At 64.8% G+C, this 15,492-nt stretch carries 8 protein-coding genes and 2 rRNA genes; 2 read left to right on the top strand and 8 right to left on the bottom strand.

The features are described from left to right. Positions 1-42: 42 nt before the first annotated feature. Positions 43-777, top strand: coding sequence for a DNA repair protein RecO (gene recO / locus RIE32_09215; protein ID MEQ9096428.1), 735 nt, complete (start codon positions 43-45; stop codon positions 775-777). Positions 778-833: 56 nt separating this feature from the next. Continuing rightward, positions 834-2,306: an HDOD domain-containing protein gene (locus tag RIE32_09210; protein ID MEQ9096427.1), complete on the top strand. Its 1,473-nt coding sequence runs from the start codon at positions 834-836 to the stop codon at positions 2,304-2,306. Here RIE32_09210 and RIE32_09205 read toward each other — a convergent pair whose 3' ends face one another. The 8 genes from RIE32_09205 to amrB all read right to left on the bottom strand — a co-directional run bounded on the left by RIE32_09205 (position 2,307) and on the right by amrB (position 15,354). Further along, positions 2,307-3,527, bottom strand: coding sequence for a pitrilysin family protein (locus RIE32_09205; protein ID MEQ9096426.1), 1,221 nt, complete (start codon positions 3,525-3,527; stop codon positions 2,307-2,309). Between the two features lie 21 nt (positions 3,528-3,548). Beyond that, a complete protein-coding gene (thiE, locus tag RIE32_09200; protein ID MEQ9096425.1) occupies positions 3,549-4,604 on the bottom strand; it encodes a thiamine phosphate synthase in 1,056 nt (351 codons plus the stop codon). A 124-nt stretch (positions 4,605-4,728) separates the two neighbouring features. Continuing rightward, positions 4,729-4,835 (bottom strand): 5S ribosomal RNA (rrf, locus tag RIE32_09195). A gap of 223 nt (positions 4,836-5,058) precedes the next feature. Next, positions 5,059-7,792 (bottom strand): 23S ribosomal RNA (locus RIE32_09190). A 484-nt stretch (positions 7,793-8,276) separates the two neighbouring features. Then, complete coding sequence (locus tag RIE32_09185) at positions 8,277-10,355, bottom strand: hypothetical protein (protein MEQ9096424.1); 2,079 nt, start codon at positions 10,353-10,355, stop codon at positions 8,277-8,279. A gap of 23 nt (positions 10,356-10,378) precedes the next feature. After that, the gene (locus RIE32_09180; protein MEQ9096423.1) at positions 10,379-11,734 is read right to left on the bottom strand and encodes a hypothetical protein; all 1,356 of its coding nucleotides are present in this window, start codon (positions 11,732-11,734) and stop codon (positions 10,379-10,381) included. Next, positions 11,731-13,758 carry a type IV pilus assembly protein PilM gene (gene pilM, locus RIE32_09175; protein MEQ9096422.1) on the bottom strand — a complete coding sequence of 676 codons (2,028 nt, stop codon included), beginning with the start codon at positions 13,756-13,758 and terminating at the stop codon, positions 11,731-11,733. Before pilM ends, RIE32_09180 begins: the two co-directional genes overlap by 4 nt. 240 nt (positions 13,759-13,998) lie before the next feature. Next, positions 13,999-15,354: an AmmeMemoRadiSam system protein B gene (amrB, locus tag RIE32_09170; protein MEQ9096421.1), complete on the bottom strand. Its 1,356-nt coding sequence runs from the start codon at positions 15,352-15,354 to the stop codon at positions 13,999-14,001. Between the last annotated feature and the right edge of the window lie 138 nt (positions 15,355-15,492).

Below are 15,492 nucleotides of genomic sequence, written 5' to 3'. Positions count from 1 at the left end.
AGTGTTTTGTTCGCACCGAGTCCGACGCCGACGCTCCCAGCCATGCCCCCCATCCACGACGATGCCATCTGCCTGCGCCACAGCGAGTGGAGCGAGACGAGCCAGCACGTGACGCTGCTCTGTCGCGAGCACGGGCTCGTGCGAGGGCTGGCCCGCGGATCGCGACGCGAACGCTCCGCTTTCTCGGGAGGCTTCGAGCTCCTCGCCCGCGGGCACGTGGTGTTCTACGAAAAGCCCACCAGAGAGCTTGCCAACGTCACCGCCTGGGACCTGACGGCCACCCACGGCCACCTGCGCCGCGATCTGCCGAGCCTGTGGCGGGCGATGTACGCAATCGACCTCATGCAGCGGGCGCTGCCGGTGCGGGAGCCGCACCCCCGCAGCTTCGACCAGCTTGCCGAACTGCTGGCCGCCCAGACCATCGACATGGAGGCGTTGGCCCGGTTCCAGTGGGCCTTGCTCGACGAGGCGGGCCACAAGCCCGACCTGGGTGAGTTTGACCAGGAGACCGTCCCGGCCGTGGTGTACTTCGTGCCCGAGGCCGGACGCGTCGAGCCAGACCGGCCCGCGGCCAAGGGCGAGGCATGGCCCATGCGGGGCCAGACGCTGGAAGCCCTGCGTTCGATAACCAACGCGCAACGTCCGCAAATCGAGCCGGACGAGCAGACCTGGACGCGTTCGGCGGCGTTTCTGTGCGTTGACTGGATGTGGCTGCTTGGGAGGCCGATACCTTCTGCGCGGGCCGTGTTCGGCAGCCGCATCGACCGCGGCGAGTAAGGAAGCTCGCCGCTCCAGGCCATCCGGCATGGGCTGCCGGTGACAGGAAGGCCACCATGGACTCGTTCGCGATCGAGGAAATCCTCTCGTGCGACTCGCTCCCCTCGCTGCCGGCAACGGCGGTGAGGGTACTGGAATTGAGCCAGGACCCCGACTGCACCGTGAACGAACTGGCCGAGACCATTCGCTTCGACCAGGGCCTTGCCGCCAAGATCCTCAAGACCGTCAACTCCAGCTTCTTCGGCCTGCGCACCAAGTGCGGCACGATCGACAAGGCGCTGGTCGTGCTGGGTTTGCGCGAGCTGCGCAACCTCGCCCTGGGCTTTTCGCTGGTGCCCGCCATGGAGGCGGCCTACACCGACGGGTTCGACCCCGTGGACTACTGGCGGCGGGGAATCTACTCGGCCGTGGCGGCCAAGTTCATCGCTCAGCGGGTCGCACGCGACGTCGCGGACGAGGCTTTTCTCGGCGGGCTGCTCCAGGACATCGGCGTGATGGCCATGCTCCAGGCGCTGGGCAAGCCCTACGAGGACGTATTGAAGACCTCGGCCACGGACCATCGCCGCCTCGCCGCCGCCGAGTTACGCGCCTTCGACATGCAGCATCCCGAGGTCGGCGCCCTGCTGGCACGCAAGTGGCAGCTTCCCGATGAGCTCAGCGTGCCCATCCGCTTCCACGAGCGCCCGACGGCGGCACCCAGCGATCTCCGCGAGGTGGTCGGCTGCGTGTCGCTGGGCAACGCCATCCACCAGTGCCTCACCTATGACGACAAGGCCGCGTGCTTCCAGCGCCTCTATGACCAGGCCCAGCGGTCATTCGGGATGGATCAGGCCACCTGCGACGAGTTGCTCAGTCAGACCGCCACGGCGGCCAAGGAAGTCTCTCGCCTCTTCGAGCTGGACACCGGCGAGTCGGTCGATCCGGCAAAGCTCCTGGAGAAGGCCGCCGAGCTTCAATCAAAGCCGGCCACTGATCAGGACCGGCTGAGTCACGGCTCGGTCTCGGCTGTCATCCGCGACGGCGACCTGGTCGATCCGATCACCGGTGCCATGACGCGTCTGGCCATCGAGCGTCAGCTCGAAGCCGCGTTCGAAGCGGGCAAGAAGGATCGCAGTCCGGTCAGTCTTGCCATCATCCGGCTGGACGGCTTTGCCGAACTCGTTCAGAACGAGGGCCTCGAGGCGGGCGACGTCCAAGCGATGGAGATCACCGACTCGCTCAACGAACTGGCCGCCACGCTCGAACACGCCCGCGTAGGCAGCTTCGACGACGCGACTTCGGTGCTCCTGACCACCTCGCCGCTGGCCACGCTGACCAAGGCACTGACCAAGTGGCGGCAATCATTCAAGAGTCCCAAACGCCCCACGACCAGCGCCGGCCTTACGAGTTGCGAAGGCGACGGCTACGACGTGTTCACCAAGTCGAAGCAGATCCTGGCGATTGCATACCGCGCCATGGAAGCCGCGAGCAACGCCGGCGGCGACGGCATGCGCACCTTCCAGCCCGGCAACGACAAGCAAGCCGCGTAATCACGCGGGCCGGAGTGTCCCGGTCGTCGTGGGCTTCAACGGATACGCGCTGGCAACGGCGCGCAGGTCGTCGAGCGTCACCGAGCGAATCTGCTCGAGCTCTTCTTCGAGCGGCAAATACTCGCCAAGCAGGGTCCACCGCGCGCCCAGGCGCTGCATGCGATCCGACGGGCGTTCGCCGCCGACGGTGACCGCCGTGGCCGCCTTGGCGCGAAGCCGCTCGAGATCCCGCTCGGTCAACTCGTCCACGACGCTTGCAAGCTCGCGTCCGATGATCTCCTCGATCTGGCCGAGGTTGTCTGGGTCGCCGCTGGCGTACACGATGAATTCACCGGCGCCGTCCTGCCCCATATACGAGGCGGCCGCCTCGTCGGCGAAGCCGGGCTCGACCAGCGCCCAATGCAGGCGGCTATTGCCCGGCGAACCCAGCACCTGGGCGAGCAACCGCGCCGCGTGGCGCAACTCGTCCTGGATCGCCGGCGCAGGCCACAATGCGATGATGTAGCCGCGCGAAACGCTCTCACGCCTGAGCTCGAACCGCCCCCCGCCGCTCTCGGGCGCCGGGCCTCGCGGCGGCGGATCTCCGTGCGTCCATTTGCCGTCGAGTCCCTCCAACTCGGCGGCGACCTCGTCCATGTCGAGCGCCCCGGCCAGCGCGACGACGGTCGCCTCGGCGGTGTACCGCGACTCGAAGTACTCGCGCATCGTCGCGACGGGGATGCCGGCGATGATCTCCTTGGTACCAAGCACGCGGTGGCCCAGCGGGTGGCCCTTGTAGTGCCGCTCGCTGGCGTTCTCGAGCAACACCCAGAACGGGTTGTCGTCGTACATCGCAATCTCTTCCAGGATTACGCCGCGCTCGGTCTCGAAGTCGTCTTCTCGCAGGGCGGGCCGCATCATGCGCCCCAGCAGCTTGGCCGCTTCGGGCAAAGCCTCGGGCAGCGTGTGCGCATAGAAGCAGGTGAGCTCGGCCGAGGTATATGCATTGTTGCTGGCGCCAAGATCGTCCATTGCGGTATTGAGCGCCTCGGCCGTCAGGTCCTTCGTGCCCTTGAACATCATGTGCTCAAGAAAGTGGCTCACGCCCATTGCCTCGGCCGGCTCGTCGCGGGCGCCCGTACGCACGAAAAAGCCCGCTGCCGCGCTGTGGGCGTCGGGGTCAACCTCGCCGATCAGCCGGATGCCGTTGCTCAGCACGCGTTCCTGGAATGAGATCGCCATGCGCCAGTCTAGCCGAAACGCTCAGGACGCAGCGGTCGTGGTTGCCCCCGCCATCACTTCGACGAGTGCTCGGGTGGCCGCCAGCGGATCGTCCGACCCAATCACCGCGCCGCACACGGCGATGCCCCGGCATCCACGAGCCACCAACTCACCCACGTTGCCCGCATCAATACCGCTGATGGCCAGGTGGGGCAGCCGCGACGCTCCTTCATCGCCCGCCACGGCCTGTACGAGGGCAGGACCGCTGAGCGTGTCCTTGGGCTTCGTACCCGACCGGAACATCGGCCCCAGGCCGAGGTAGTCTGCACCATCCCGAACGGCCTGCCTGGCTTGCTCGAGCGTCGAGCACGACACACCCACCAGCAAGCCATCGCCACCGATCTTCCGCACGTCGGCGACACTCAGGTCCCCCTGGCCCACGTGGACGCCCGACGCCCCCGCCAGCACTGCGATGTCGGGTCGATCATTCACCACGACCGCTACGCCAAAGGGCCGGGCGATCGCGACGAGAGCGCGACCCCGAGCCAGCAGCTCGGCATCGGGCAGGCTCTTCTCTCGAAGTTGCAGGCACGCCGCACCGCCCCGGCAGGCCGCTTCGGCCACGACTTGCCAGGGTTGACGGCACAGGTCTTCGGTGATGAGTACGCAGACCGGCCATTGCGAGGCCGCCGCGCCGCCCAGTGCCGTGACGAGCCGGCGCTGGATCTCGTAGACCTCGTACCGCGTGGCTTCGAAGACAAGCGGCTGTACGCCAAGCGTTTTGGCGACTTCTTCGCAGGCACGCAGCGCTTCGGCAACACGGTTTCCCGCGGCCGCGGCCAAGGCTCCGGCGTTCGATCGAGTGGCCTCTTGCGGGGTGGAGATCGTGGTGCCGACGTCTTCGGGCGTGTTCCGCCAGGCGACCAGACGGCGGGGGCCGAAGGACGAGGCGGCGGTGCGCACGGAATGACGGGCCTCCTTGGCGCACCGCGCGAGGTCGCCGTCGTCGAGGACGAAGCGGGCCAGATCCTCGAGCGTCCGCAGGCCCTCGCAGGCGCGGTTCACGTTGGCGTCGAACATGCGCTCGAGGGCGGCCATGAGTGAATCGTATCTGGTCGTGGCTCGCGATCGCACGAGCGGTCGGAGGGGCAGAGCGAGCGGGCAAGAGGATTGTTGACAGACAAAAAAAAGAGCCCCCGATGTGTTACCATCGGGGGCTCAAGTACGGCGATGACCTACTTTCCCGCAGTGCAGTATCATCGGCGGCCAGGGCTTAACTGCTGTGTTCGGGATGGGAACAGGTGTCTCCCCTGACCTATGGTCGCCGAAAATGCGCGAGCAGCCTTTCGGCCGCCCGGCACAAGGACTTGCCGAAGCAAGTTCCGGCCGGATCAAGACGTCTACTGGCGCCATCACGAGGATGGCAGACGAAAGACCGCGTTCTTGGCGAACGACGATATTTCTTGTTTCGAGGGTTCCTCGAAGCACTCGAGCGAGTGCTGATATTACTGCGATTCTGAGACGAATCTGAGAATCGCGGCAATGGGTTGGTGCGATCAAGCTTTCGACCGTTAGTACCACTCAGCTGAGGACATTTCGGTCCTTACACCTGTGGCCTATCAACCTCGTCGTCTACGAGGGGTCTCACGCTAAAGCGACCAAGTCTCATCTTGAGGGGGGCTTCCCGCTTAGATGCTTTCAGCGGTTATCCCTGCCACACGTAGCTACCCAGCGATGGCCCGAGCGGGCCAACTGGATCACCAGGGGTGTGTCCATCCTAATCCTCTCGTACTAAGGATGACTCCTCTCAAACTTGGAACGCCCACGACAGATAGGGACCGACCTGGCTCACGCCGGTCTGAACCCAGCTCGCGTACCGCTTTAATAGGCGAACAGCCTAACCCTTGGGACCGCCTTCAGCCCCAGGATGCGATGAGCCGACATCGAGGTGCCAAACCGCTCCGCCGCTATGGACGCTCGGGAGCGATCAGCCTGTTATCCCCGGGGTACCTTTTATCCGATGAGCTACGGCCCTTCCACACGGGACCGCAGGATCACTAAGGCCTACTTTCGTAACTGCTCGGCCCGTCGGCCTCGCAGTAAAGCTGGCTTGTGCCTTTACACTCGATGCGCGGTTTCCATCCGCGCTGAGCCAACCTTATGCGCTCCTCCGTTACTCTTTAGGAGGAGACCGCCCCAGTCAAACTGACAAGCACTCACTGTCCCCCGCCCAGGTTCATGGGAATCGGGGTTAGGCCACAAACAAACGAAGGGTGGTATTTCACCAATGGCTCCACCAGTGCCTAAACACCGGCTTCAAAGCCTCCCACCTATCCTACGCAGCGATCGCTCGTGACCAATAAAAGCCTACAGTAAAGGTCCACGGGGTCTTTCCGTCTTGCCGCGGGTAGGCGGCATCTTCACCGCCACTACTATTTCACCGAGTCGGTTGTGGAGACAGTGCCCAAGTCGTTACACTATTCATGCGCGTCGGAACTTACCCGACAAGGAACTTCGCTACCTTAGGACCGTCATAGTTACGGCCGCCATTGACCGGTGCTTGGGTCGCGAGCTTCGCCGAAGCTAACCCACTTCCGTGACATTCCGGCATTGGGCAAGTGTCACTCTGTATACTTCCTCTTGCGAGTTTGCACAGAGCTGTGTTTTTGGTAAACAGTCGCTAGGGCCTTTTCTCTGCGCCCTCCCTTACGGGTAGGGCCCCCTTCTTGCGAACGTACGGGGTCATTTTGCCGAGTTCCTTCACAACCGTTCTCTCGAGCGCCTGAGGTTCTTCACCCCACCTACCTGTGTCGGTTTTGGTACGGGCCCGTTAATGACATGGCTTTTCTAGGAACCGATTCCGCCCCCAACGGCCCGAAGGCCTACCAATCTGGTAAGGCAGGGGACTTTCTCGATCCGCACCATATCCGGGGTGCTGGAATATTAACCAGCTGTCCATCGACTACGCCTTTCGGCCTCGCCTTAGGTCCCGACTGACCCTGGGAGGATTTACCTTCCCCAGGAAACCTTAGGTTTTCGGCGAGCAGGATTCTCACCTGCTTTATCGTTACTCAAGCTCGGATATTCACTTCCTGACGCTCCACGGGCCCTTTCGGGCACGCTTCAACGCCGACAGGAACGCTCTCCTACCACACTTGCGTGTCCGCGGCTTCGGCTCGACGCTTATCCCCAATCATTCTCGGCGCCGGACTCCTCGACCAGTGAGCTATTACGCACTCTTTAAATGGTGGCTGCTTCTAAGCCAACATCCTGGCTGTCATGGCAATCCGACTTCCTTCCTAACTGAGCGTCGATTTGGGACCTTAGCCGGCGGTCTGGATTGTTCTCCTCTTGACGACGGATATTGTCACTCGCCGTCTATCTCCCGAGGCTTGGGCATTGGTATTCGGAGTTTGGTTGGGTGGGGTACCCGTGAGGGCCCACCACCCATCCAGTAGCTCTACCCCCAATGCTTGCATCTCGAGGCTAACCCTAAAGTTATTTCGGAGAGAACGAGCTATTTCCCGGTTTGATTAGACTTTAACTCCTCCCCACAGCTCATCCCAATTCTTTTCAACGAATATGGGTTCGGGCCTCCAGAGGGTCTTACCCCTCCTTCACCCTGGCCATGGGTAGATCACACGGGTTTCGCGTCTAGCCCCTGCGACTGCACGCCCTATTCAGACTCGCTTTCGCTCCGCCTCCGGCCCGATAGGCCTTAGGCTCGCCACAGAGGCTAACTCCCGAGCTCATTATGCAAAAAGCACGCGGTCACCCCGAAGGGCTCCCACCGCTTGTAAGCGCACGGTTTCAGGTGCTATTTCACTCCCCTCATAGGGGTGCTTGTCATCGTTCAGTCACCTTACTGGTCCACTATCGGTCGTCGAGGAGTACTTAGCCTTGGAGGGTGGACCCCCCATGTTCACGCCGGGTTTCACGAGCCCGACGCTACTCTATGGCTAAACGGCTACCTACAGGGCTTTCACCTTCTTCGGCCACGCATTCCAACGTATTCACTTCGCCTTATCCGCTTTCGCTCGCCGCTACTTACGGAGTCTCGGTTGATTTCCTTTCCTCCAGGTACTGAGATGTTTCAGTTCCCTGGGTTCGCTCCGCAGCCCTATGCATTCAGACTGCGGTACTCTGTAAACAGAGTGGGTTTCCCCATTCGGACATCCATAGATCACAGCTCGGTTACCAGCTCCCTATGGCTTATCGCAGGTTCCAACGTCCTTCATCGCCTCTCGACGCCAAGACATCCACCGTGCGCCCTTAGTCGCTTGATCACACCAACCTGTCGCCGCGAACGACGCCAGACTGGCTCAAGCGCACCTTCACAGTGCACAACCCATCATCCACTTCGAACCCTCAGGCTTTCACCCTCAGGAACTTCGCTTCCGACAAGCTGTCCACAGGCCGGGTTTTGGACTTGCGTCCGTGCACCCGGCGGCGCTCGCTCGATTCTTCTTGCTACCCGCCAGCCCCACACTCCACAACGCACAACCTCGTGAGTTGCCCGAAGGCGCCTCGCTCGACCGTGCCCGTGCGTGCGGGACGACGTTTGATCCGTGCCGGTTGTCAAAGAGCGTTGGTCATTTCGAGGCATCCGCCCCTGGTGACCGGTCCGCTTTGGTCTGCATGGCTGGGCCGTGCAGAGCGGTAGAGATGATAACCACCCACAAGCTGTCGTCAATCTTTGGCATCAAAAAACCGGCCAAGTTTTTGGCCGGTCGGGTCGGAGTCGGGTCGCTCAGGAGGCTGCGGCCAAGCTCAGCCGCCACCACCACCCTTGCCGCCGCCAATCGGCCCCCCGGGGTCGGAGGAAGGCTCGCGGCGATCGCGCGGATCGCGGATCTCGGGGATCTCAAGCGTCGCCCTGGGCTGTCCCTGGTTCTGGCCCGCCTGGGCAGATCTGCTCAGCATCTGATAGAGCGTGCCCTGGCGGTCGGTGCTGGCGACCTTCCGCATCAGCCCGGCGTCTCCCACCTTGGAGAAGTAGGCCACCGCCTGGGTCGTGCGATCTCCCAGCGCCTCGGCTTGCGTGGGCTCGAATGTCACGTCGACCAGATACACGTCGATCGACGCGGGCACCTTGTCGGGCACGAGCTCGCCCTGCTCACCGGCATCCTGGCCGCCGGCATCGGGCGTGCCCGGCGCGCCGATGATCTCGGCTCCACCTCGGCGACCGCCCTGGGGCGGGGGCGCCGCATCGGGATCTTCCTGCGCCAGGGCCAGCACGGGCAATCGCAGATCGTCGGGCAGATCAGCCTCGCTGGCCACCATCTCCCCCGGACGGAGCGTCAGCGTGCTGCGACGGTAGTAGCCGTAATAGAAGGTGAAGACCTCAACGCTGGCGGTCGGCTCGCTTGGGCCCAGGGCGCCGCCGCGGCCATCGTTGGCGCTGGCCAGGAAGAACGCGGTCTTCGGCGCGACCACGACCGGATCGCTCCAGGGCGAAGCCTCGCTGAATAACACTGGCGAAGCCGCCAGCGGCCGCTGCGACTCGATCAGCACGGGCTCGCGCCCGAACATCGGGTTGTTCACGGCCAGGCGCGTGCGGTAGCGATAGGTCTTGCCCGGCTCGGCCGTCGCGTCGTGGGCCCAGAACCGGGCGTTGTCGTCCTCGAGCAGGCGCTCGTCGACGGTCTCGTCGGCAAAGCCGGCAACTTCGATCGGTTGACCAGTCACCGGATCGTACCCCAGAGCCCGGATCTGCTCATCCAACGCGGCGATGCGGGCCTCGATCTGCTCCTTCTGCCGGAGCAACTGCTGGGTGCGCCGATCGATGGTCTGCTCGTCGGGTTCCTGGCCCGGGTTTCGGGGATCGCGCCCGGTTCCTCGGCCACCACTCTCGTCCTGGCCGGCGTCATCGCGCTGCTGTTCATTGCGCTCCAGGGAACGTTCCTCATTCGCCCGCTGGCTCAGCAACCGTCGAGCCTGGTCCTGCTTATCGGCGCCACCCTGGGCGGCCAGTTCCTGCTTGAAGACGGTCGGCGGCTTCCACTCCGTGCCAGCGATGGTGCGCAGCGGCAACGGCCGACGGTACGCGGGCGCTTCCTCATACGCCAGCCGCGCATCGGAGGCGAGCTGGTCGCGGCTCAGCGCATCGGCCGCCGCGTCTTCCTGGAGCAACTCGTACAGGGATTGCTGGCCCGGCAGGCCGTTGATGATGGTCGTCTGGCCCCACGACCCGTCGGACATTTGTTCTTGCCGCTCGAGCTGAAGACCCAATGCCTCGATGTTGCGGCGCCAGTTGATGGGCAGCGGGCGCTTGTCGCCGTCGCCGCCACTGCGGAACATCTGTTCGAGCTCGGTGCCGTCGTAGGTTACCTCGACGCTGACGGTGGCAATGTCGAACGGCTGGGCCGAACCGACGATCGCGGCCAGGTCTTCGTTGCCCGACACCAGGGCCGGGTCGAGCGTGCCGGCATACGACGCGACCACGGGCTGGCTTGGTGCGGGCGGCGTCACGACCGCATACTCCACGTCTTCGGCCTGGCCCTTGAACAGCTCTTCGTCGATCTCGGCCGGCGCGCCGAACGCGACGATGCGCGGCCGCGGCGAAACGGCGCCCATCACGCGGTCGTCGACCTCGGCAAGCATCGACGTGCGGCCCTCGACATCGGGCAGCTCGATCGACGTCGAGCTCATCTGCGCATCGACTTCCTGCGCGCGCCGCTCGACCGGGTCGTACGCCCGGGCCGGCGGCAGTTCCTGGTTTCGAATGTTCACGGAGTTGGGGGTGCCGGCGAACTGCAGCACCACCACGCCCGCCGCCACGGCCACCATGAGCCCCAGCAACAACTTCTCGATATGGGCTTCAAAGAAGCCAACACCCTTGAGCTTCATCGCATGCTCCCTTTCGACGGCCCTTAGCCAAGCCCCGGATCTTCGAAACCCATGTCCTCTTCCGGCTCGGGATGGGGCTCGAGCCCCAGCTCCTGGCGGATGACGTTGGGCATCAGCGGCGCCGTCCACGCACGCAGGTAGATCAATTCCAGTTCAAGGTCCAGACGCACGACGTGGTCCTGGCCGTAGTAGTAGCCACGCTCCAGGTCGCTCCACACGTTCACCGGCTGGATGTCCAGATCGACCACGGTGATCAGGTTGTACTGCGCCGCCGCGTCGATGATCTCGGGGATGCGGGCCGAGTCGACCACCAGCGACATCTGCACGCGGCGGATGTCGTAGAGCTGGTTCAGCCAGTTGGGCTCGCGACCCGAGGGCGCGGCGTGGAACCGCGGCTCGAACAACTGCATCGATGGGTCCGGACCCTTGTCGACCGGCTCGGGATACTCGCCCTGACTCGAAAGGCGATCGAGCTTCAGCGGCCGGCCTTCGATCTTCAGCACCCGCTTGATGGGCGCCTCGACGATCGGCAGCAGCTCACCGTTGCGCGAGTTGGCCTGACCAAGGAAGCCAAACAGGTCCTGGGCGAGCCAGAAGTCCATCTGCCAGAGGAACGTCGTGCCGTGGTTGGGCGTGTTCGACAGTGCCCGTCGCGGGAAGCCGGGAGCGACCTGGAAGGGCGAGCCCTCGGGCAGGGCGTCGAGCGACATGTAGATCGAGTGCTCCTGCGCGGGGCGGGCATACAGGCTGACGCGCTGGGCCGACAGCTCCTGCTGCATGGCTTCGCGTTCCTCGGGCTCCATGTCGGTGGTCCCGCTCTGGGCCGATTCACGCTCGAACAGACGCGCCCGCGTGTCGTTGAGTTGATCAAGCACGCTGGTGGGGTCGGGCGGCATCGTGGCGTTGAGTTCCTGCAACAGTCGCTCGTAGGCCGAGTCACCGTCGCCGGGAATCAGCCTGTCCTGCATGCGCAGTCGCAGGAGCTGGGCCTCGGAGTCGTCTTCGGGCTGCTTGGGAAACAGCCCCTCGACCAGCACGCCGCGGTTCTTGCTGTTGAACTCGATGAGTTCCCGCGTGGCTTCCTGGAGGCGCTCGTTCTGGAGCTCTTGCTGCTGGCCGAAGAACTCGGTGTAGTCACGGTGCGGCATGCCGCTGACCGTCACCGGCTCCATGCCCTCGAAGGGCGCGGGCAGTTCGTAGGTCACCTTCAGCCCGTCGAGCCTGGTGAGCAGGTTGTTGGCCGCGTTCTCCTGGCGCTGCTTGATGCCCGCGTTCAGGTTGCCGCTGACCACCCACGCCACCGGGAGGGCGACGAGGATGACCAGAATGGCCACGATCATCGGCCAGCGCTTCTTGATGAATCCCATCGCGTTCTTCATCGCGACTCGCCCTCCTGCTCGTCCACGAGCTCGATCACCCAGTTCACTTCGAAGAACGATCGCGTCTTCCCCGCCGGCACGCTCTGGTCGGGCCGGGGAATGGGGTACAGGTTCGACAGGTCACCCAGGCCACCCGGTGCGCCGCTCATGCCCGGATCGGTGTCCGTGGGCAGCGGCGTGGGCTCGCTCTGGCCGGTCTGGATGACCCCCCCACCGGACTCTCTTCCGCGCGGAGGACGCGCCTGACCGGGACGCCCGCCACGCGTGGGCCGCGTGGCCTCGCGCTCGCGTTCGCCCGGAGGCGTCATCACGCCGCCGGACTGCTCGGGGCCCTCGCCCGTTGCGCCGACCTGCTGGGTGATGCGCCACGTCGTGGTGGGCAGCACCAGCTTGTACGGCGCGCCCTGACGCTCCTGGTTGGTGCGCAGCCATCGATCGATCGAGTCGACGATGAAGTCGCTGGCGCGTGGGTGGTCGGTGTAGCCCACGAGCTTTACCGAGATCTGCGGATTCTCGGGCGCGGTGTCCTGCGAGGAACGGCCCGAGTACGGATCAACATTCGGATCGGCCGTCCCGGTGTATTGCGTCTCGAGGCTCTGCACGTGCACGGCCGGACCATCGAGGGTTACGCTCGCATCGCCCGCCGCCACCGTATTGGCTCGCTCGAGCATGAGGGCGACGTCGTTGACCAGCGACGCGTAGACCTCGCGCCCATCGGCCAGGGCGACCAGGTTCGACAGCGTGCGATCGACCGCCTGGCTGCCCACGACGCCCGAGGCCTCGCTCTTGAGGCTCTCGCCGCGCGAGAGGACCTGCTGGATCACCGGCGGCTGCGGATACGCGTCGACGGCGGCCTGATCCATGAACGGGCGGATGAACATCGCCGCCCCGGCCACCAGACCCAGGCCCGCGGCCGCGGCGAACCACGGCGTCTTGCGGCGCCACACGGCCTCGCGCACGACCGCCGCCGGCATGAGGTTGGCTTCCAGCGTGGCGTACTCGAGCCCCTGGAGTGCCAGGCCATAGGCGGTCATCAACTGGCCCGCGCTCTGGCCGAGCGTTGCCTCGTCGGCACCGTCGAACTTGGCCCGCTTGAACTCCTCGACGGTGTAGACGGTCAGCTGCACCTGCTGCTGGAGCGCCTTGCGGATGCCCTGCAACTCGAACGTGGCGCCCACGCCGATGACGCGCTGCAGGTCCGAATCGCTGTGGAGCGACTGGTAGTATCCGATCGAGCGCTGGATCTCCTGACCCAGGTCGCTGAAGATGGGCCGCAAAGCCTGGAGCACGTGGCGAGCGCTCTTGCTCTTGTGCACCTCGCGCTTGATCTTTTCGGCCTTGGGGTAGCTCACGCTGAACTTGTCGACGATCTCCTGCGTGAAGTTGTGCCCGCCCAGCGGGAACGTGCGCACCCAGACGCGACCGGCCTCGGCGATGATCAGGTCGGTGGACGTCGTGCCCACGTCGACAATCACCGTGCCGGGGGTCCGCTCGTCGAACACCAGGTCATACGCCATGGCGTTGTACACGGCGATGGGGCTGAGCGTCACGATGTCGGGAACGATGCCGTAGTCGTCGTACAACTGCAACTGCTGGCGGATGCGTTCCTTCGTGGCCGCGAAGATGCCGACTTCCACGTCGGGCGAATCGGGCGAGCGGAAGGTCTGGAAGTCCCACTCCACCTCGTCGAGCGAGAAGGGGATCTGCTGCTCGGCCTCGAACCGCACGATCTTGGGAATCTGCTTGGGCTCGACCGGCGGCAGCTTGGCGAACCGCGCAAACGCGGCGTGCCCGGGCACGCTGACGGCCACACGCGCCTTGCTCAGGTCATACTGGTTCACGAAGGCGCCCAGCGCCAGTCGGATTGCGTCGTCCTGATTCAGCTCAGGCGTCGACAGCACCCGCTTGTGGGGCATGACCGCGAATTCGGCCACCCGTACGCCCTCGCCGTCCAGCACCAGCTTGACGGCCTTGATTCCGCCAGCGCCAACCTCGATGCCCCAGCACGCGTTCGATGTCGCCATGTTTGAAGCCTTCCTTACTTAAGACCAAGGCAGACCGCCACCGGACTGCCCGCACCCGACGCCGCCCGCGCAGGCCGGGCAGAGGGGGCCGATCGTACACCACCGACGGGGCCAGCAGGCCGAATGGCCTCGCCCGTCGCCCCGTCCATACGACGACGCCCGTCGGCAGTTGCTCAGAACTTCCGGGCCGTTACAGCCCGGTGACCAACGCTCCATGAGCAGGTTGATCGGGGAGTGTCCTTACTCGCCCGCCGATTCGATCACGCCGGCGATCATCGACACCAGCATGTGCCCGTTCTGATCGATGGCGCCCTGGTAGTGCAGCACGCGGGCCTTGCTGGGTGCGGTGATGCCCATGCCCGCCACGATCGGCCCGGTCGAAGACCACCGCGTGGGATTCTGCTGCCAGGCCATCGAGGCCACCATTTCCTCGGGCTTGCCCTGGGCCAGCAGGTCGAGCATGTCGCGATCGTGCTGGACGACGCGGTTTCGCGCCTGCTGAGACTCCTGGGAATCCCCAAGCAACTGCACCTGATCGCCGAACATCGGGCCTACGTGGCTCAGATCAAACGTGGTCACGACCAGGGTCGTGCCACCCAGTTCGCCCAGGGCATTGCGGACGGCCTCGACGAACGGCTGAATGGCCACGCCGTTGCCGTCGTAGCTCTCGCCATTGTTCGCGGCCGCGTCGTGCACCAAAGCGGCAAAGACCTTTGGGTACTTCCCCGCATCGTCCGTACCGAAGACGTGCTGGATCCAGGGCATCTGGAGCTCGACGCTGTGCTCGCGTTCGTGGTCGTATCGATGCTCGAAGAGCTTGTCACCCAACGAGTTACGCAGCTTGTCGGCCAGCTCCGTGTCCAGCGGGCACTCGCCCAGCGGGCTCTGGAAGCCCTTGTCGCAGCCAGCAACGCCCGATGAACGGCCATAGTGGTTGGGCCCCAGGATGATCACGCGGTCGGGCCGATCGACCACCCGCATGCGGCCGTAGGCCTTGGCGAAGACCAGCCCGCCGCGGGCGTAGTCGATCGCCGGCACGATCACGCCGGGGGGCAGGGCATCGAAGCTGGGGTTGTCGTCGTCCTTCAGGGCCTCATCGATGAGCTGATCCAGGTGCTCGCGAAGGGCGTCGGGGGCTTCCTTGCTGAGCTGCTCCTCGCTGAGTTCCTCGCCCTCGTGCTTCTTCTTGACCAGCGCCTCGGCATAATCGGCCGAGTTCGAGGGCGGCAGCACGTCCGTGCTGTCGAAGGTCTGCGTGAATTCGTTCCAGACTTCGTCGAACTTCGGGCCGTGCAGCAGGGCGGCGTCGTCGAGTTGGGCCACCAGCATCTCCACGCTGCGCCGCTCGAGCCCCTGGCCCACCTGGTCGACGATCTCGTCGATCGTGCGCGAGCCGTCCATCAGGGGCAGGATGTGCTGGGCCGCGGGCGAGGTGAACACCACCTTGCGGCTGATCTGGCGGGCATCGGCCACGCCAAGGGCCGGCTTGCCTTGCACCTGAGAGGGAAAGCCCTTAATCTGCCGAAGCTTGGGCTTGGCCTGGTGAGGCAGGTTGGGATCGAATGCGGGCGGAGTCGGCGCTGCGGGATCGCTCATGCTCCATCGTACCGCTCGCCCGGCGGTGAGCCGAGCGGCGACCATTGAACAGCCGCAAGAATGCCGCTATCATCGTGGCCCTGCCGGCCGGTCGCTGGCAGTGGTATGCCCTGCCCGTTGGTCTCAAAGTCTCTTACG

The organism is Phycisphaerales bacterium (assembly GCA_040221175.1).
Taxonomy (GTDB): domain Bacteria; phylum Planctomycetota; class Phycisphaerae; order Phycisphaerales; family UBA1924; genus JAHCJI01.
This window is presented reverse-complemented; position numbering and strand designations above follow the sequence as displayed.